The 17,127-nt window shown below is 63.3% G+C and carries 17 protein-coding genes and 1 pseudogene; 5 read left to right on the forward strand and 13 right to left on the reverse strand.

What is annotated here, in order from left to right; all coding sequences use genetic code 11:
* The 6 genes and pseudogenes from AC5DC2_RS07080 to AC5DC2_RS07105 all read right to left on the reverse strand — a co-directional run.
* A pseudogene (locus AC5DC2_RS07080) lies at positions 1 to 501 on the reverse strand (peptidoglycan-binding protein); the annotation flags it as partial.
* Positions 502 to 503: 2 nt separating this feature from the next.
* Positions 504 to 1,532: a hypothetical protein gene (locus AC5DC2_RS07085; RefSeq protein ID WP_024706516.1), complete on the reverse strand. Its 1,029-nt coding sequence runs from the start codon at positions 1,530 to 1,532 to the stop codon at positions 504 to 506.
* A 166-nt stretch (positions 1,533 to 1,698) separates the two neighbouring features.
* Positions 1,699 to 2,496 carry an inositol monophosphatase family protein gene (locus AC5DC2_RS07090; protein ID WP_024706517.1) on the reverse strand — a complete coding sequence of 266 codons (798 nt, stop codon included), beginning with the start codon at positions 2,494 to 2,496 and terminating at the stop codon, positions 1,699 to 1,701.
* A gap of 101 nt (positions 2,497 to 2,597) precedes the next feature.
* Positions 2,598 to 3,719, reverse strand: a complete 1,122-nt coding sequence (locus AC5DC2_RS07095; RefSeq protein ID WP_152534438.1) for a GGDEF domain-containing protein — start codon at positions 3,717 to 3,719, stop codon at positions 2,598 to 2,600.
* Positions 3,720 to 3,853: 134 nt separating this feature from the next.
* On the reverse strand, positions 3,854 to 4,951 hold the full coding sequence (locus tag AC5DC2_RS07100; protein ID WP_491698001.1) for a tetratricopeptide repeat protein: 1,098 nt from the start codon (positions 4,949 to 4,951) through the stop codon (positions 3,854 to 3,856).
* A 7-nt stretch (positions 4,952 to 4,958) separates the two neighbouring features.
* On the reverse strand, positions 4,959 to 5,612 hold the full coding sequence (locus AC5DC2_RS07105; protein ID WP_024706520.1) for a thiamine phosphate synthase: 654 nt from the start codon (positions 5,610 to 5,612) through the stop codon (positions 4,959 to 4,961).
* Positions 5,613 to 5,710: 98 nt separating this feature from the next.
* On the opposite strand from AC5DC2_RS07105, the gene AC5DC2_RS07110 reads away from it, so the two are divergent.
* Positions 5,711 to 6,469: a sulfite exporter TauE/SafE family protein gene (locus AC5DC2_RS07110; protein WP_024706521.1), complete on the forward strand. Its 759-nt coding sequence runs from the start codon at positions 5,711 to 5,713 to the stop codon at positions 6,467 to 6,469.
* A gap of 49 nt (positions 6,470 to 6,518) precedes the next feature.
* Here the strand turns inward: AC5DC2_RS07110 and AC5DC2_RS07115 are convergent, their stop codons facing one another.
* The 3 genes from AC5DC2_RS07115 to AC5DC2_RS07125 form a co-directional block, all read right to left on the reverse strand.
* Positions 6,519 to 6,785 (reverse strand): DUF2312 domain-containing protein, encoded by a 267-nt coding sequence (locus AC5DC2_RS07115; RefSeq protein WP_024706522.1) that lies wholly within the window; start codon positions 6,783 to 6,785, stop codon positions 6,519 to 6,521.
* A 103-nt stretch (positions 6,786 to 6,888) separates the two neighbouring features.
* Entirely contained in the window at positions 6,889 to 7,194 is a 306-nt protein-coding gene (locus tag AC5DC2_RS07120; RefSeq protein ID WP_491698008.1) for a DUF1244 domain-containing protein, read from the reverse strand.
* 25 nt (positions 7,195 to 7,219) lie between these two features.
* A complete protein-coding gene (locus AC5DC2_RS07125; protein ID WP_491698002.1) occupies positions 7,220 to 7,999 on the reverse strand; it encodes an N-formylglutamate amidohydrolase in 780 nt (259 codons plus the stop codon).
* A 166-nt stretch (positions 8,000 to 8,165) separates the two neighbouring features.
* Here AC5DC2_RS07125 and AC5DC2_RS07130 point away from each other — a divergent pair, with 166 nt between their 5' ends.
* The 3 genes from AC5DC2_RS07130 to AC5DC2_RS07140 all read left to right on the forward strand — a co-directional run bounded on the left by AC5DC2_RS07130 (position 8,166) and on the right by AC5DC2_RS07140 (position 11,528).
* The gene (locus AC5DC2_RS07130) at positions 8,166 to 8,669 is read left to right on the forward strand and encodes a DUF1036 domain-containing protein (protein WP_491698009.1); all 504 of its coding nucleotides are present in this window, start codon (positions 8,166 to 8,168) and stop codon (positions 8,667 to 8,669) included.
* A complete protein-coding gene (pyk, locus tag AC5DC2_RS07135; RefSeq protein ID WP_024706526.1) occupies positions 8,669 to 10,108 on the forward strand; it encodes a pyruvate kinase in 1,440 nt (479 codons plus the stop codon). The genes AC5DC2_RS07130 and pyk overlap by 1 nt, the downstream gene beginning before the upstream one ends.
* A gap of 415 nt (positions 10,109 to 10,523) precedes the next feature.
* Complete coding sequence (locus tag AC5DC2_RS07140) at positions 10,524 to 11,528, forward strand: LLM class flavin-dependent oxidoreductase (RefSeq protein WP_491698003.1); 1,005 nt, start codon at positions 10,524 to 10,526, stop codon at positions 11,526 to 11,528.
* 58 nt (positions 11,529 to 11,586) lie between these two features.
* Here the strand turns inward: AC5DC2_RS07140 and AC5DC2_RS07145 are convergent, their stop codons facing one another.
* Entirely contained in the window at positions 11,587 to 12,333 is a 747-nt protein-coding gene (locus AC5DC2_RS07145; RefSeq protein WP_200334866.1) for a YebC/PmpR family DNA-binding transcriptional regulator, read from the reverse strand.
* A 118-nt stretch (positions 12,334 to 12,451) separates the two neighbouring features.
* On the reverse strand, positions 12,452 to 13,267 hold the full coding sequence (locus AC5DC2_RS07150) for an MBL fold metallo-hydrolase (RefSeq protein WP_491698004.1): 816 nt from the start codon (positions 13,265 to 13,267) through the stop codon (positions 12,452 to 12,454).
* Positions 13,268 to 13,464: 197 nt separating this feature from the next.
* On the opposite strand from AC5DC2_RS07150, the gene AC5DC2_RS07155 reads away from it, so the two are divergent.
* Positions 13,465 to 14,271 (forward strand): ion transporter, encoded by an 807-nt coding sequence (locus AC5DC2_RS07155; protein ID WP_491698005.1) that lies wholly within the window; start codon positions 13,465 to 13,467, stop codon positions 14,269 to 14,271.
* A 275-nt stretch (positions 14,272 to 14,546) separates the two neighbouring features.
* Here AC5DC2_RS07155 and ppx read toward each other — a convergent pair whose 3' ends face one another.
* Positions 14,547 to 16,067, reverse strand: coding sequence for an exopolyphosphatase (ppx, locus tag AC5DC2_RS07160; RefSeq protein WP_491698006.1), 1,521 nt, complete (start codon positions 16,065 to 16,067; stop codon positions 14,547 to 14,549).
* A gap of 11 nt (positions 16,068 to 16,078) precedes the next feature.
* On the reverse strand, positions 16,079 to 17,127 hold a 1,049-nt coding region (ppk1, locus tag AC5DC2_RS07165), incomplete at its 5' end, for a polyphosphate kinase 1 (RefSeq protein ID WP_491698007.1).

Raw genomic sequence — 17,127 nt, forward strand, 5'->3', positions numbered from 1 at the left:
GTCCTTGGCCTCGGAAATCTCCAGTGCCTCCTCGACCGCGGCAAGCTGGGTGCGAAGCGCGGAAATCTGCTGGTTGAGCAGCGCGAGCTGACTTTGCGCCTTGGCCGTCAGCTGCCGCTCGGCCTCCAGGTCCTCGGAAAGCGAGGAAATGCGCGCATCGGCGGCATCGCTGGCGCCGGCCCCCTCACTCAGGAGAGCCTGCAGCCGCGACCGTTCGGCCTGGGCCGAGGCAAGCGAAGCCTGCAGCGCGGCGATCGTGTCGCTCGCATCCTGATTGTTGCTTTTCTCCAGCGCCAGAAGCTGAGTCAGCTCGGCGATCTGGCTGTTCAGCCGGTTCAACACCTCATCCTTGCCGGAAATTTCGCGCGTCAGGATGAACTGGCCGATCACGAAGACGGTCAGCAGGAACATGATTGCCAGCAGCAGCGTCGACAACGCGTCGACGAAACCGGGCCAGTAGTCGACGCTGCGGTTGGATCGGCGGTTGCGGGCAAGCGCCATGGCTACCGGTCCCCGAGCTTGTCGGTAAGGCGTTGCAGCGTGCGCCGCATCTCCTGCGATTCCTCATGCTGCGCCTCGATCCAGTCGCGCAGCATCTGCTGCTCGTTGCGCATGTTCTTGACGACGCCCTGGATGCCCTCGGCAAGCTGCGCCATGGCGGGAACGGAGCTTGCGCCCGCGCCGTTCGCCTCGGCAATGCGCCTCAGTTCCTCGGCAAGGATTTCGAACTGTTCGGACGAGCCGCTGGCAACGCCTTCAAGCGCCGGCGTCAGGTCCGAGGTGACGTCGGTCATGGTCGAGAGCCAGTTCTCCAGCTCCATGTAGAAACGGTTCTGGGCGCGTCCCGCCTGCAGGTCGAGGAAGCCGAGCACCAGCGAGCCGGAGAGGCCGAGCAGGGAGGAGGAAAACGCCGTGCCCATGCCCGACAGCGGACCGGCAAGCCCTTCCTTCAGGGCGTCCAGCACATCGGCGCTGTCGCCGGAATTCGGATCAAGACTCTGGATGATATCGCCGATGGAGCCGATCGTTCCAAGCAGGCCCCAGAAGGTTCCGAGCAATCCGAGGAAGACGAGCAGACCGACTAGATAGCGTGATGTATCGCGCTGTTCATCGAGCCGCGTGGCGATGGAATCGAGGATGGAGCGCAGGGAAGAGGTCGAAAGCGCCATGGTCTGGCGGCTGCCGATCAGGGCGCGCATCGGCGCAAGCAGCTTGGGGTCGCGACCGACTCGATCCGCACTTCCCGCAGCGCGGAAGGAATTGAGCCAGGTCACCTCCCGGCGAAGCGCCAGCACCTGCGAGAACACCATCAGCACGCCGATCAGCAGGACGCCGAGGATCAGGCCGTTCAGCCCGGGATTGGTCATGAAATAGGCGTGCGCCTGACGGTAGAGGATGGCGACGAGAAAGCCGACCAGAATCAGGAAGATGACCATGGTCCAGACGAAGGTCATCGGGCTCGACATCTTCTGGGCGTAGCCGCGCGGCTGGGATTGGCGGCGATCGTCCTGTTCGAGTTCGAAATCCGACATTGCGTCCTGTCCTCCGCTCATCGCTGGCAGCGGCCCGGCATTGCTGCACGGCCGAACGGGCCCGAAGCACGCCTCCGGTCCGGTATCAAAGCTCTATTCGAAAAAGCCGGCGATTTGAAGAGCGATGCGACGAAAACAGGTCTCGGTCCACCGGAAGCGCCGCGCCCTATTTTTCAAGCCGGCGCTGCAACTGGTCGTAAAGCGCAATCCGGATCATTTCGTTGCCGGCAACGACGCTGCCCGTTTCCAGGCATTGCTGCCCGCCCTTGCCGTCGGAAACGAAACCGCCCGCCTCGCGCACCAGGATCAGGCCGGCAGCCATGTCCCAGGCCGAAAGCCCCTCTTCCCAGTAGCCGTCCAGGCGACCGGCGGCCACATAGGCGAGATCGAGCGAGGCAGCGCCGAGACGGCGTATGCCGGCAACCTCGCCCATTACATGGCGAAGCTCCACCAGGAACTTGCCGTGCTGGCCGCGCCCGAGATGGGGAACGCCGCAGCCGATCACCGCATCGGCAAGATTGCGGCGTGCCGAGACGCGGATGCGCCGGTCGTTGCAGAACGCGCCGCCGCCCTTTTCGGCAACGTAGAGCTCGTCAAGGATCGGATTGAAGATCACGCCCGCAACCACTTCGCCGGAACGCTCCAGCGCGATGGAAACGGCGAACTGGGGGATGCCGTGCAGGAAATTGGTGGTGCCGTCGAGCGGGTCGACGATCCAACGGTGCTGGCCGTCGCTCCCGCTCTCCTCGCCGCCTTCCTCGCCGAGAAAGCCGTAGGTCGGGCGGGCGCGCAGGAGCTCCGTCCGGACGATCTTTTCGGCCTTCACGTCCGCCTGAGAGACGAAATCGGCGGGTCCCTTGATGGAGACCTGCAGGTTCTGCACCTCGCCGAAATCGCGGGTCAGCGACCGTCCCGCTTTGAGCGCGGCCTGAACCATGACATTGAGAAGGGCTGAACGGGCCATGACCGGAAATCCTCGTTTATTGCGCCGGCGCGGGATTACCCGCCGGCAAACAGGCTGTTGGCGGGTTCATGACCACAGAACGGTGCGGAATTCAAGGCCTGTCAGGCATTTGCCCGCGCCGCCGCCGCGCGGGAAACCGGCACGGACAGTATTTTCGTGCGGTTGCGCCCGGCATTCTTGGCCTGGTAGAGCGCGCGATCGGCATAATCGAACGCCTCTTCCAGCTTCGTCTCCCCCACCGTGAAGGCGGCGATCCCGGCACTGACGGTGACCGTGAAGGTCTCCCCCTCATGGGCGAAGACCAGTTTCTCGACGAGCGCGCGGATATGCTCGGCGATCCGATAGGCATCATCGACGGAGGTCGAGAGCAGAACCACGGCGATCTCTTCGCCGCCGAAACGGACCACGAAATCGGAACGGCGCATGCGGCTCGTCACGGTCGCCGCAACCCTTTGCAACACCTCATCGCCCCGGGCATGGCCGAAGCGGTCATTGACGGACTTGAAACGGTCTATGTCAAACAGGACGACGCAGCCATGCCGCTTGTCGGGCGAGACCGACTGGCCGAGGCTGCCTTCGAACTGCCCGAGCGCCCGACGATTGTAAAGCCCTGTCAGCGGGTCGCGCTCGGCGTTGAACTCCACGTCGCGCAGATAGTCGGCGTTGCGCTTGGTGGCCTCGAGCGCCGAGCCGAGAAGGACGATGCCGAGAATGTTCACGAGCGTCAACGTGAAGCCGATGCTCTCCATCAGCGTCAGCGCGGTGTGAAACTCGAGCATGAACAGCGAAAGCACCATCAAAGCGGCGAGGCAGCCAAGCAGCAGAAAACCGGCCGGCGTGCGCTTGTTGGGAAAAAGCCAGTTGAAGATGATTCCGGCGCCGGCCGCTATGATGATCCCGGCGACGCCCGCCGTCACGCCGTCGCCGCCGATCATGATCCGCGGCAGGACCGTGCAGGCGGCGACAAGGACCGCTCCGCCCGGGCCTGCGAAAGGCCCTGCGAGCGCAATGAACACGGCACGCGCATCGAAGATATAACCGGACTCGAGCACGATCGGGTTGGTCATTGCGGCCAGGGCGCCGCAGGCGAGAACGACAGCGCTAGCATAGTCCTCATACCATTTCCCGCTAAAGTGGCGCAGGACCAGGCCGTATCCCATAACGATCAGGGCGCCCAGTCCCAGGCTGCCAATCATCTGTCCGACAAAGCTAAGCTGCAACAAGCAGTCATTCCCCCACCAAGCCCGCCATCGGTACGGGACAGTCGCATTTCATGCTCTCCGAGTTTCTATAACGTACACGTTAATCGGCGAGGATAACATAGAAAACGAAATGAACTACGCCGCCTCGACCCGTATTAGTATCGCAACGCAATGGCCCGGGACCTGAGCCTTGCCCGCTCCAGGGCCTCCGGAGAAAGCGAGGCAAGCATGTCCTCCATCGCGTCATCCCGCAGACCGACCTTTCGCGCGCTGAGGTAGAAAACGGCGGCAGATTGTTCGTCGACGGGCGTGCCGATGCCGTTAAGATAAAGATAGGCAAGCCGGCTGGCGGCGGCTGGATTGCCCGCAAGCGCGGCGCGGTGCATCCATTCGGCCCCCTCGGCGATATCGCGCGGCATCTCGGTCCCGTTTATGAGATCGAGCGCGAGTTCAAGTTGGGCTGTGTCATGTTCGCCATTGGCCGCGCGGCGCAGCCAGTAGCGCCAGAGCGCGCGCTTTTCGGCAGGCAGGCCGTCAAGCGCGCGGTAGATCTGGGAGAGCGCATACTGCGCATCGGCGACGTCGGCCTCGGCCGCCTGTTCAAACCACGGCAGGGCAAGTTCCAACCCTTCGGCCCCCGGCGTTTCCTGCACAAGTAGGGTCGCATGGTTGAAGGCGGCAATCGGATCGCCAGCCTCCGCCGCCTGCCGGACAAGGTCCCGTCCCTTTCCGTGTTCGGCCTCGTCATCCGAGCCAAGCAGGTACATGCCGTAGCGGTTGAGGGCAAACGGAGCCTGGCTATCGGCGGCCATCCGGTACCAGTCGCCAGGTTCGCCCGCCCGGCCCTCCGCGATCAGCTTGCGCTCGACAAGCTCGGCAATCAGCGTTTCCGCCCGCGGATCACCGCGCCCGGCGCGCGCCATCGCCGCCTCATAGGCCGCATCGACGAGACCGCGCTGATAGGCGCCGTAGGCATCGTCCACCGGCCCGTCGTAAGGCGGCTGCGGCGGCGCGGGCGTCTCGTCCTCCATCGCCGGCGTCAATTGCGCGAATTCGAAATTGTAGGGGTCGGCCGGCCCGTCAGCCTCCATCCCGGGCGGCAACAGCGTTCCGCCGCGCCTCGGATCGCCGGCAGCGCCCGCGACCAGGTCCGCATCGGTCGCGAATTCCCGCGCCGAAATCGCGAGTGCGGCGCCGGGAACCGCCAATGCGAGGATCAGAGCGGCGAGCGTGATGCGGGTGCGGTCGGTCATGACCTCTTCAATAATCAAACCGTGGCGCTTTTTCGTCGAGCGCGGCGTTGATCTGGGCGACCATGCCGGCCGGCCCGCCGGGCGCGGCAAAGACGGCCTTGCCCACGGCGACGAATTCCGCCCAGGTCAGCGCGGCCTCGATCACGCTCGCCGGCTCGCTCCCCGCCATGACGATACAGGGGATTTCGACCATGGACGCCCACCATTCGCCAAGTTCCAGATTTTTCGGATGCGTCTGGGGATGCGTGTCGCCGTCCAGCTTGCCGAAGAAGACGTAGTCGGGGTTAAGTTCGCCAAGCTCGAGCGCATGATGCCGGTCCTTGGGCCCGCTGCCGCCGACGATCATGCGCGGCGAAAACCGATCCATGGCGTCGGCAAGGGCCTCGGTCCCGCCTTCGACATGGATGCCGTCGGCCTTCGCCCGCCCGGCCACGCGCGTATCCCCGGCGATGATGGCGGCGGCTTCATAGTTCTGAATCATCGGCACGATCAGCTCGGCGCGTTTCTGAAAGGCTTCCGCCGTCTCGCCATATTGCGGGAGAATGACCGAGGCCACGTCCCCGCCGCGCAGCGCATCGGCGATGGCCTTCTCCTGCGTCTTCATGTCGGCGATCTCGGGCGCGATCAGCACCAGCCGGCAACGATCCTGTTCCGTATCCATGTTCCTCTATCCCTTCGGCTGCGGCGGAGGCGGTTCGCCCCTCTCGCCATTTCCGGATAAATCCGTTAGAGCGGAGTTTCAACAGGTGCTTTGATTTCATGCTTCCCGATCCGATTTTTTATGCGGCCGCGATCCCCGCCGTTCTTCTCGTCGGCCTGACGAAAGGCGGCATGGGCGGCGCGCTGGCGCTGCTCGGCGTGCCGATCCTGACCTTCGTCGTCGAGCCGGCGACGGCAGCCGCGATCATGCTGCCGATCCTGATCGTCATGGACGCGGTCGCACTGTGGACGTGGCGACGCCATGGACACTGGCCGACCCTCAAGGCCCTTTTGCCCGGCGCCCTCATCGGCACGGTGCTCGGCTGGTACACCTTCTCGACCGTGCCCTTCGAGCTGACCCGCATGCTTGTCGGGCTTGCCACCGTCGCCTTCGCCGGGAAATACTTCTACGACCGCTGGAAGCCGGGCGAAAAGATCGAGAAGCCGCCCAAAGGCCAGCGCCCGGTTGCGGGCGCCTTCTGGGGCGCCATTGCCGGCTATACCAGCTTCATCTCGCATTCGGGCGGGCCGCCCTACCAGATCTACACGCTTCCGCTGAAGCTCGATCCGAAGTCCTACACGGGCGCCAGCGTCCGCTTCTTCGCCATCGTCAACGTGATCAAGCTCGGTCCCTATTACGCGCTCGGCGAACTGGGAGCGCCGAACCTTGCGGCATCGGCGAGCCTTCTGCCCTTCGCCATCGTCGCCACCATCGCCGGAGCCATGGTCGTCAAGCGCATGCGCATGGAGGTGTTCTATCCCTTCATGTACGCCATGGCCTTCCTCGCGGGGCTCAAGCTTGTACTCGACGGGTTTTGAGGGGGCATTGCGGCCGCTGCAAGAACGGCCGCGCCTTCTCTTATGCGGACTATTCGTCCTCGGGAGCCCGAATCATGCCGAGCGCGATCATGTAGGTATCGAGCACGGCCTCTTCCTCCATGCGCTCCTGCTCGTCCTTCTTGCGCAGGGCGATGATCTTGCGCAGGGCCTTGGTATCGAAGCCCGTTCCCTTGGCCTCGGCATAAACATCCTTGATATCGTCGGCGATCGTCTTCTTTTCTTCCTCGAGACGTTCGATGCGTTCGATGATCGAGCGCAGCTGATCGCGCGCAATGCCGTGTGCGTCGTCGGCCATGGTCAACTCCTTGTGCCGCTGAAAATTGTGTCGCTGAAAATGCGTGGGCTCCTGCCTGCCGAAAACCGCAGGCAAGGTCAAGTTCGTTCTTCGCCGCCGGCGTTCATTCCTTCGGCCTGTTGCTTTCGAACGCCGCCTTCTGCTCGTCGCTCGCCGCGCGCTGATGGAGCATCTTCCATTCCTCATACGGCATGCCGTAGATGATTTCGCGGGCGTCTTCCTTGGACAGCACGAGATCCCGCTCCTCGGCGGCCTCGCGATACCAGTTGGACAGACAATTGCGGCAGAAACCGGCAAGGTTCATCAGATCGATGTTCTGCACGTCGGTGCGTTCGCGCAGATGGGCGACGAGCCGGCGGAAGGCCGCGGCCTCCAGATCGCGTTGCTGCTCTTCGCTCGGTCGGGTCATCATCTCTGCCTCCTTTTCTTCCGCGTCATGCGCGCGAGGGAAAATGCCGGCGCGCATGCAGTGTCTCGTCTTGCGCGATATCCGCAAGGATGGGCGCGAGACGGTCCGCCCACAATGCGACACCGGCGTCATCGGCAATCAGGTCCTGACGGATCTCGATAAGCGCATGGGCGATGCCCTTGGACATGCAGTGCCGGTTCATCGTATCGCCCTTCAGGGCGCCGTCATAGGGCTCGTTGTCACCGACGATCACGCCCTCGATCGCCGCAAGCGCGGCAAGCAGCGGACGCGCGGCGCGCGGGTCGCCATCCCAGAGCACGCCCGCATGCCAGGGACGTGCCGTCTCTTTCCAGAAGGGCGTGAAGGAATGAAGCGAGATGACCAGCGGCGGCCTTCCGCAGGCCGCCTCCGCCTCCCCGATCGCCCGCTCGACCGCCTCGTGGTAGGGACGATGGAAAAGCGCAAGCCGCTTTTCCCGTTCTTCCGGGGCGAGCGGATGATTGCCGGGAATGATGGCCCCGTCTGATATCCGCATGATCAGCGTCGGGTCGTCCTCGCCGCGATTGGGATCAATCAGCAGGCGCGAAAAGGTCGACAGCACCGCCGGCGCCGAAAGCCGCGCGGCAAGCGCCCTGGTCAGGGCCTCGACACCGATATCATAGGCCACATGGCGGGCGAAAACGCTGCGCTGGAGGCCGAGAGCGCCATAGTCCCCGGGCACGTCCGCCATGGCATGATCAGCCAGCAGAACCAAACCCGTGTCATATTTACCCGCTATTCTCGCGTAGGCGTTGATCTTCGGCATGGATATCGGCTGCAGAATTAACAATAATGCGGGTGATGGCATAGAGTCGGCATATCGGCAAGCCGCAACCGCGCCATTTGCCTCGCCTGCGGCGGGGCTTTATGATAAAGGCTGCAAATCGATTGAATGCGCCTTCCGCACGGTGACGCAAAACGAGATCTGGCACATGCGACTGAAACCGAATCATTTCACCTTCGGCGCCTCGCCTCATGCACCCAAGAGCATGACGCGGCACCTGCCCCTCCTCGGCCTCTTTTTCGGCGGACTTTTCCTGGCAACGCTCTGGCCGAGCGACCAGGCCCGTGCCGAATTCAGGGTCTGCAACGACACCGCCAATCTCGTGGGCGTTGCGGTCGGCTATCGGGGTGAGGAAGGATGGATTTCGGAGGGATGGTGGCAACTCCCGGCCACCACCTGCGCAACCGTCGTGCCCGGCCCCTTGCAATCGCGCTATTACTATCTCTACGCCGAGGACGCGTCCGGCAGCGGACGTTGGACCGGTTACACCAACATGTGTGTCGCAGAAGAGGAGTTCGAGATTACCGGAGTCCAGGACTGTTTCACGCGGGGTTATCAGCAGATGGGATTTAGCGAATACGACACAGGGCGGGAGGAGAGCTGGACCGTTCAGCTTTCCTCAAGGCCCAGCACCCAAGAAAGTCAGAACTGATGAGACGAAACAGAAAAGTCAAAATCCTCGCCACGCTTGGCCCCGCCTCGTCTGAAGAAGAGCAGATCCAGAAACTCCACGAAGCCGGAGCAGACCTCTTCCGCATCAATATGAGCCATGCCAGCCATGACCTGATGCGCACGCTGATCAAGCGTATCCGCAATGTCGAGGCCCGCATCGGTCGGCCGATCGGCATTCTCTGCGACCTGCAGGGCCCGAAGCTGCGCGTCGGCAAGTTCCTCGACGGCAAGGTCGAACTCGAGATCGGCCAGACTTTCACCCTCGACGACAAGGATGAGCCCGGCAACGAGAAGCGCGTCTTCCTGCCGCATCCGGAGATCCTGCAGTCCGTCGAACCCGGCCACCGCCTGCTCATCGATGACGGCAAGCTGCAGCTGCGCGCGGAGAAATGCGACGGCAAGAGCATCGAATGCACGGTGATTGCCGGAACGATGATCTCCGACCGAAAGGGCGTTTCCCTTCCCGACACGCTCCTGGGCGTCGGCGCCCTGACGGACAAGGACCGCGCCGACCTTGACGCCGTTCTGGAAACCGGCGACGCCGACTGGGTGGCGCTTTCCTTCGTTCAGCGTCCCGACGATCTTGCCGAAGTGCGCAAGATCGCCCGCGGCCAGGTTGGCCTGATGTCGAAGATCGAGAAGCCGCAGGCAATCGAGCGCATCGAGGAAATCATCGAGATGAGCGATGCGCTGATGGTGGCCCGCGGCGACCTCGGCGTGGAAATGCCGCTGGAGACCGTTCCCGGCCTGCAGAAGAAGCTCATTCGCCTTTGCCGCTCCGCCGGCAAGCCGGTGGTCGTCGCCACGCAGATGCTGGAATCGATGATCAGTTCTCCGGTTCCCACCCGCGCGGAAGTCTCCGACGTTGCCACCGCCGTCTTCGAAGGCGCGGACGCCGTCATGCTGTCGGCCGAATCGGCTGCCGGGCAGTATCCGGTCGAAGCGGTCTCCACCATGGCCTCCGTCGCCCGCACCATCGAGCGCGAGCAGCTATACCCGCAGATACTCTACGCCCAGCGCCCGCAGCCGGAAGCGACCGGCGCCGACGCCATCTCGCTCGCCTCGCGCGAGATCGCCGAAACGCTGAAGCTGACGGCGATGGTCTGCTACACCGCGTCGGGCACGACCGGCCTGCGCGCCGCGCGCGAGCGGCCGAATGTGCCGATCATCGCGCTGTCGCCGGTGGTCAAGACCGCGCGCCGCCTTTCCGTCGTCTGGGGCCTGCACTGCGTGGTGGCCGACGAGCCGACCGATCTCGACACCATGGTCGACGGCGCCTGCCGCATCGTCGTGGACGAGGGCATCGGCAAGCCCGGCGACCGGATCATCATCTCCGCCGGCGTGCCGCTCGGCACCCCCGGCGCCACCAACATGCTGCGCATCGCCTATATCGGCATGGACGGCCGCTCCGGCGTCTGAACCCGCGCAAAGGTGAAGAACAAGGAAGGCCGGGCGTGAAAGCGCCCGGCCTTCAGCTTTTGGCCAAGGCCACCATTCCCTCACTCGTCATGCTCGGGCCTGTCCCGAGCATCTAAACACGCGTTGCCGCGACAAGCGTTTCGAATGAAAACAGGAGTGAATTGAGCCAGTTGCCAAGCAGATGCTCCGCTCATGCGGTGACGTGGTTAGATCCTCGGCACAAGGCCGAGGATGACGTCGGTAGAATGGATAGGTTTGTCAACAAACCGAAGGCCGCGTGCCAGAATGCCTGACCTTTCTGCAAGCTCCCTTCCGGCGCTTTATCGCAGGACAGTTCCTCTAGCCGGGCTTTGCAAATCAGATGATTAATTCCTAAGTGTGGAACAACGCTCATTTTCCGGAACAGGATTGTCCGATGACTGCATTTTCCATACTCGACCTCTGCCCCGTCGTTGAAGGCGGCACGATCTCGGAAGCGCTCGATGCGACGCGGCAGATGGCGCGGCAGGCCGAGGCCTCCGGCTTCACCCGTTTCTGGCTCGCCGAGCACCACGGCATGACCGGCATCGCCAGCGCGGCGACTTCTCTGGTCATTTCCGAGGCCGCGCGGGCCACCGAGACGCTGCGCGTCGGCTCCGGCGGCATCATGCTGCCCAATCATTCGCCGCTGGTGATCGCCGAGCAGTTCGGCACGCTGGAAGCGCTCTATCCGGGCCGCATCGATCTCGGCCTCGGCCGCGCGCCCGGCACGGACATGAACACCGCCCGCGCGCTGCGCCGCAATCTTGAGGCCGGCGCCCAGACCTTCCCCAATGACATCGTCGAACTGCAGAAGCTGATGGACGACCCGGAAGAGGGCCAGCGGCTGATCGCCAATCCCGGGGCCGGCGCCAAGGTGCCGCTCTATATTCTCGGCTCCTCGACCTACAGCGCGCATCTGGCGGCGGCCCTTGGCCTGCCTTACGCCTTTGCCTCGCATTTCGCGCCCGACATGCTGTTCGACGCGCTCCACATCTACCGCTCCAATTTCAAGCCCTCCGCCCAGTGCGGAAAGCCATACGTGATCGTCGGCGTGATGGGGGCGATGGCCGACACGGACGAGGAGGCCGACTACCACTTCACCTCCGCGCTTCAGAGCTTCGTGGCGCTGCGCCGCAATGCCCGCGGCAAGACGCCGAGACCGGTGAAAAGCATGGATGGCCTCTGGACCGAAATGGAGAAATTCTCGATCGAGCACACCTTCCAGTTCGCCGTCGTCGGCGGGCCGGAAAAGGCGAAGGCGAAGATGCAGGGCTTCATTGCCGACACCAGGGCCGACGAAGTGATCATTTCCGTGCCTGTGCATTCGGTCGAGGCGCGGCTGAAATCCGTCGCCCTGTTCGGTGAATTGCGGGAGAGCCTGGCCAGGGCTGCGGCCTGAAACAAAAAAGCCGCCGGCGCTTGCCCGGCGGCTTTTCCGCAGTTCCAGTCTTGAAGGCTCAGGCCGAGAGTCTGGCCATCACTTCGTCATCGACCTCGAAATTCGAATAGACGTTCTGGACGTCGTCATCATCTTCCAGGTTCTCGATCAGGCGCATCAGCGACGTGGCGCGCTCCTCGTCCACCGGGATGGTGTTCTGCGGCTTCCAGATGGCCTTGACGCTGTCGGCTTCGCCCAGCGTTTCCTGTAGCGCGGAGGAGACCTCGTTGATGTCCTCGAAGGCGCAGTAGATGGTGTGGCCGTCTTCGTCGGAAACCACGTCCTCAGCGCCCGCCTCGATGGCAGCTTCCATGATTGCGTCCGCGTCGCCGGCGTCCGGCTTGTAGACGATTTCGCCGACATGGTCGAAGGAGAAGGCAACCGAGCCGGTTTCGCCGAGCGCGCCGCCGGCCTTGGTGAAGATCGAACGGACATTCGACGCCGTGCGGTTGCGGTTATCCGAAAGCGCCTCGACGATGACGGCGACGCCGCCCGGTCCGTAGCCCTCGTAGCGCACTTCGTCATAGTTCTCGGCATCGCCGCCGGCGGCCTTTTTGATCGCGCGCTCGATATTGTCCTTCGGCATGGACTGCGCCTTGGCGTTCTGGATCGCCAGGCGCAGACGCGGGTTCATGTCCGGATCGGGCGCGCCCATCTTGGCGGCAACGGTGATCTCGCGCGCCAGCTTGGAGAACATTTTCGAACGCACCGCATCCTGCCGGCCCTTGCGATGCATGATGTTTTTGAACTGTGAATGGCCCGCCATGAGCTCCGCCCTGCCTTGATCTTATCAACGATGGAATGGGCGCCTTATAAGGGTGCAGGGCTTCTGGTTCAAGCCCAAGCGCGCTTGAGGGGCGAAGAGCGGCACGGTTCCGCAGAACCTACCACACGCCTTCAAGAAGGATGATTTTCGGCGGACTGGAGAGCGTCCTGAGCGAGACCGTCAGCGAGCGGCTGTCGGAATAGACGACCTCGAAGCCATCGCCCATCATCTCGGCGAAACTTCTCACGCGCGGGCCGGTGCGGTGCATCGGCAGAACGATCGAGGAATAAAGCCGCTCGATGACGTTGCGCATGCTCTCCGCCCCGAGCGTCAGCCCGCCGTCCACGGGCACCATGACCACATCAAGCCGGCCGATCTCCATGATATGGCTGTCGGTCAGTTCATGATGCAAATGGCCAAGGTGCCCGATGCACAGGCCCGCCACCTCGAAGATGAAGATGGAATTGCCGTCTTCCTCGAAACTACCCCAGGCGCGGATATCCGTGGCGACGTTGCGGATATAGGTATCGCCGACGACAAGATCGTGATCGGCGGCCTCGCCCGGCACGTCGCCCCAGCCGTGCAGCACCATGCCGATCTCCGGATCCGGCGTCAGCGTGAAATGGCTCTCATGCGCCTTGTTCATCGTCGCCACGTCCGGCGGACCGCCGGGGAGCAGGAAGCCGGAATAGTCGGTCGCGATCCTCACCCCCTCCGGCGTCTCGATCAGATAGGTGGAATGGCCTATAAAGGTGATCGTCACCTCCGGCGCCTCATAGGCAACGGGAACGAGGCTCGCGAACCTTACATCCGGCAGGCGTTCGGCAATCGCCTGGCACTGGCTGACCGGCGGGCGCGATTGCGCGGCCGCGCTCGCTGCCGCGAGCAACAGGACTGCAGGAACGAGCATCGCAAGGTAACGAAGCATGGCCATTCCCCTGTTTTTGAGGATGGCATCAGTGTGCGGGAGAACCGCGGAAAGGTCCACGTAAGGCCCTGGCAATGACGTTCACACATTCGTGAAGTCTTCGGGTCGCGCGCAGCTGCCGATGAGCGAGCGGCGCTCTTGCTTTATGGCAGGCCTTCCCCCATCTCGTTTGCCGAAACGAGGCGTGCGGAGAACGAGACAAGATGCGTGACAGGGTGCTGGCTTTGACGACATCCCGGCCGTGGGAAGCCTTTATCCTGACGGTCATCATCATCAATGCGATCACGCTCGGTTTCGAGACCTCCGAGACGGTGATGCAGAGCTTTGCCGGGCCGGCGCTGCTGTTTTTCGACCGGCTCGTGCTGGCCATCTTCGTCATCGAGATCGCCTTGCGCCTTTATGCCCACCGGCTGCGCTTCTTCCGCGACCCCTGGAGCCTCTTCGACCTGACGATCGTGGGGATCAGCCTTCTGCCCGCAAGCGGCCCGCTTCAGGTGCTGCGCGCGCTGCGCATCCTGCGCGCCTTGCGCCTTCTGTCGATGATCCCGTCACTGAGGCGCGTGATCGGCGGGCTCGTGGCCGCCCTTCCCGGCATGGGCTCGATCATCGTGCTGATGGCGCTGGTCTTCTACATCTTCGCCGTGATCGCCACGAAGCTTTACGGCGAGGCCTTTCCCGAATGGTTCGGCTCGCTCGGCGCATCGGTCTATTCGCTGTTCCAGATCATGACGCTGGAAAGCTGGTCGATGGGCATCGTCCGCCCGGTCATGGATGTCTATCCCAATGCCTGGCTGTTCTTCGTGCCCTTCATCCTCTCCACCGCCTTCACCGTGCTCAACCTCTTCATCGGCATCATCGTCTCGGCCATGCAGAAGGAGCACGAGCAGGAACTGCTGGAAGAAAACCGCCAGGCGCGGGAGCCGGAGATGCAGATGATCCTGTCGGAACTGAAGGCGCTTCGGCGGGAAGTGGCAGCGCTGAGGAAGACGCAGGAAACCGAGCGACGCTGAAACGCCTGCCTCGAAAGCGCGAGGCGGACCAGATAGCCGGCTCAGTTTGTTGACAAAGCCTCCCTGCTCTCCGCCGTCATGCTCGGCCTTGTGCCGAGCATCTAAGCACGCGTCTACTCGACAAGCGTCTCCCAGAAAACGGTCCAAATAAGATCCAATGGGAAACGCCAACGCCGCGCCGGCCGAGCCGTGGTTAGATCCTCGGCACAAGGCCGAGGATGACGTCCGTAATAAGGGTAGGCTTATCAGAACCTGTGCCGGCCTGACGGCCAGCGCTAAACCGTCGCGATGCCCAGATTCTTGCCGGTAAGCTTGGAAAGCTGCTGCAGGCGGCCTTCGACGCGTTCGCCGATGAAATCGGCATATTGGGCCGGCACCACCAGTTCGAGGTCCACATCACTCTCCTTGCCGGGCAGGAAGTCGAGAGCGCCGACGATCCCCGGCATCGAGGCGGAGAACAGGTAGGCGACGCGCAGGAGACCGCCGAGCAGCTTGGCGCGCTCGATCAGTTCCGGCGTCGCGATCGTGCCGAGACCGTTTGTGTGGTCGTCGTCGCGCAGGCCTTCGAAGCGATAATAATTCGCGAGCGCAATGAAGGCGCGACCGGGATGGGTGATGCCGTTGAGCGAGGAGTGCGCGATCACGTTCAGCGACTGCGGTCCGCGGAAATCGGGATGGGCGCGCCAGCTGATATCGGCCAGAAGACAGGCGGCCTGGCGGTAGCGCGCCTCTTCCGGCGTTTCCTCCACGCCGAAGCGGCGCAGCATCAGCCCGGTCCAGGCGGCAATTTCGGCTGCATGTTTGGGCGAGCGCGCGCGCAGAAGCGCAAGCTGACGGGCCGCGACCAGAAGCGGGTCCTGCTGTTGATCGTCGGCGCTGAGGAGCGAGTAGAGCAGCCCCTCGCGCACGCCTTGCGCGGAAAAACAGATCGATTTCGGCTCCATGATGCTCAGCACCTCGCGCATGGCGATGGCGCCAAAGGGGAGAAGCATGCGGCGGTTCTTGGAGACGGCCTGCCAGGCCTCGTCCTTCTGTTCCTCGTCCTCGCCGATCCGGTCGAGGAAGGACATCATGTCCTCGAAACCGATCTCGTAGCCCTGCATCATCGTCAGCGGATAGCCGGTCATCTCCATGTGCAGGCGGGCGATGTTACGCCAGGTGCCGCCGACGGCGTAAAAGGTGCGGCCGCGCCCCTTTTCGAGGAAGCCGACCTTCTTCACCTGCTTCTTCGCGAAATTGCGCGCCTTGGTCAGCGAGCCTTCGGAAAGTTCGGAAAGACGGATGCCGCCGAGCGGCAGGGTGATGCCGTCGCCATAGGTCTTGTCCTTGATGTCGATGAGCTCGAGCGAGCCGCCGCCAAGGTCGCCGGCAATCCCGTCGGGCTGGTAGAAACCGCTGATGATGCCGTAGGCGGAGTAGAGCGCCTCTTCCCGGCCGGTCAGAACGCGGATCTCGATGCCGAGAATTTCCTCGGCCGCGGCGATGAAGGCCGGGCCGTTCTCCGCCTCGCGGGCCGCAGCCGTCGCCAGCACGTGCATGGTGACGGAACGGGCCTGCACGGCAAGCGCCTTGAAGCGCTTGAGGGCCCTGAGCGCGCGCTCGCCCCCCTCCTCGTTCATCTTGCCGGTAGCGGCGATGCCGCGCCCGAGGCCGCAGAGAACCTTCTCGTTGAAAAGCACCGTCGGCGCGCGCGACAGGCCCTCATAGATAACGATACGAACCGAGTTGGACCCGATATCGACCACGGAGACAGGGTTGATGCCCGGAAGGCGCCCCTGTGCTTCTGATTCGACCATAAACTACCGGCTTATTTATTGTGGCCGGACAACAGCCCGGCGATGAGCTTCGGCGCACTTGATTTCAAGGCTTCACCGCGGCCCGAAAGGCTCGGATTGGTCATGAAGTACTCCTGCGCGTTGAACGGTTCCTCGCCCTCGCGCGGCTCCACACGTCGCGAGGTTCCGTCGGGCAGTATCTCGTAGCTCTGCTGGTTGTCAATGATATTGCCCAGCATGATCTGCGAAAGCACCTGCTCATGCACAGTCGGGTTGGTCAGCGGCACGATGGTCTCCACGCGCCGGTCAAGATTGCGCGGCATCAGGTCGGCGGAACCGACATAGACATGCGCGTTTTCCGAAGGCAGGCCGTGACCGTTGCCGAAGCAGTAGATGCGGGAATGTTCGAGGAAGCGGCCGACGATCGACTTGACGCGGATATTTTCCGAAAGCCCCGGCACTTGCGGGCGCAGGCAGCAGATGCCGCGCACCACGAGGTCGATCTGCACGCCCTCGCCGCTTGCCCGATAGAGCGCGTCGATGATCTTCGGGTCGACGAGCGAGTTCATCTTCATCCAGATCGCGCCCGGCAGGCCGTTCCTGACGTGCTCGATCTCCTCCTCGATGTGCTGGAGGATGCGCGGGCGCATGGTCTTTGGCGAAACGGCGAGCTTCATGTTCTGCTCGAGTTCGCCATAGCCGGTGATGAAGTTGAAGACCTCCGCCACGTCCTGGGCGATCTTCGGATCGCAGGTGAAGTAGGAAAGATCGGTGTAGATCTTCGCCGTGATCGGGTGGTAGTTGCCGGTGCCCATATGACAATAGGTCCTGAGATTGCCGTCCTCGCGACGCACCACCATGGAAAGCTTGGCATGGGTCTTCAGCTCGATGAAGCCGAAGACCACCTGCACGCCGGCGCGCTCAAGGTCGCGCGCCCAGCGGATATTGGCTTCCTCGTCGAATCGCGCCTTCAGCTCCACCAGCGCGGTGACCGACTTGCCGGCCTCCGCCGCGTCGATCAGCGCCCGCACGATCGGGCTGTCATTGGAGGTGCGGTAGAGCGTCTGCTTGATGGCGAGCA

Source organism: Martelella sp. (assembly GCF_984369615.1).

Bases quoted from the DNA above. Each gene is read 5' to 3' on its own strand.
- AC5DC2_RS07085 (WP_024706516.1), bottom strand. From the start codon at position 1,532: ATGTCGGATTTCGAACTCGAACAGGACGATCGCCGCCAATCCCAGCCG.
- AC5DC2_RS07090 (WP_024706517.1), bottom strand. From the start codon at position 2,496: ATGGCCCGTTCAGCCCTTCTCAATGTCATGGTTCAGGCCGCGCTCAAA.
- AC5DC2_RS07100 (WP_491698001.1), bottom strand. From the start codon at position 4,951: ATGACCGACCGCACCCGCATCACGCTCGCCGCTCTGATCCTCGCATTG.
- AC5DC2_RS07105 (WP_024706520.1), bottom strand. From the start codon at position 5,612: ATGGATACGGAACAGGATCGTTGCCGGCTGGTGCTGATCGCGCCCGAG.
- AC5DC2_RS07110 (WP_024706521.1), top strand. From the start codon at position 5,711: ATGCTTCCCGATCCGATTTTTTATGCGGCCGCGATCCCCGCCGTTCTT.
- AC5DC2_RS07115 (WP_024706522.1), bottom strand. From the start codon at position 6,785: ATGGCCGACGACGCACACGGCATTGCGCGCGATCAGCTGCGCTCGATC.
- AC5DC2_RS07120 (WP_491698008.1), bottom strand. From the start codon at position 7,194: ATGACCCGACCGAGCGAAGAGCAGCAACGCGATCTGGAGGCCGCGGCC.
- AC5DC2_RS07125 (WP_491698002.1), bottom strand. From the start codon at position 7,999: ATGCCGAAGATCAACGCCTACGCGAGAATAGCGGGTAAATATGACACG.
- AC5DC2_RS07130 (WP_491698009.1), top strand. From the start codon at position 8,166: ATGCGACTGAAACCGAATCATTTCACCTTCGGCGCCTCGCCTCATGCA.
- pyk (WP_024706526.1), top strand. From the start codon at position 8,669: ATGAGACGAAACAGAAAAGTCAAAATCCTCGCCACGCTTGGCCCCGCC.
- AC5DC2_RS07140 (WP_491698003.1), top strand. From the start codon at position 10,524: ATGACTGCATTTTCCATACTCGACCTCTGCCCCGTCGTTGAAGGCGGC.
- AC5DC2_RS07145 (WP_200334866.1), bottom strand. From the start codon at position 12,333: ATGGCGGGCCATTCACAGTTCAAAAACATCATGCATCGCAAGGGCCGG.
- AC5DC2_RS07150 (WP_491698004.1), bottom strand. From the start codon at position 13,267: ATGGCCATGCTTCGTTACCTTGCGATGCTCGTTCCTGCAGTCCTGTTG.
- AC5DC2_RS07155 (WP_491698005.1), top strand. From the start codon at position 13,465: ATGCGTGACAGGGTGCTGGCTTTGACGACATCCCGGCCGTGGGAAGCC.
- ppx (WP_491698006.1), bottom strand. From the start codon at position 16,067: ATGGTCGAATCAGAAGCACAGGGGCGCCTTCCGGGCATCAACCCTGTC.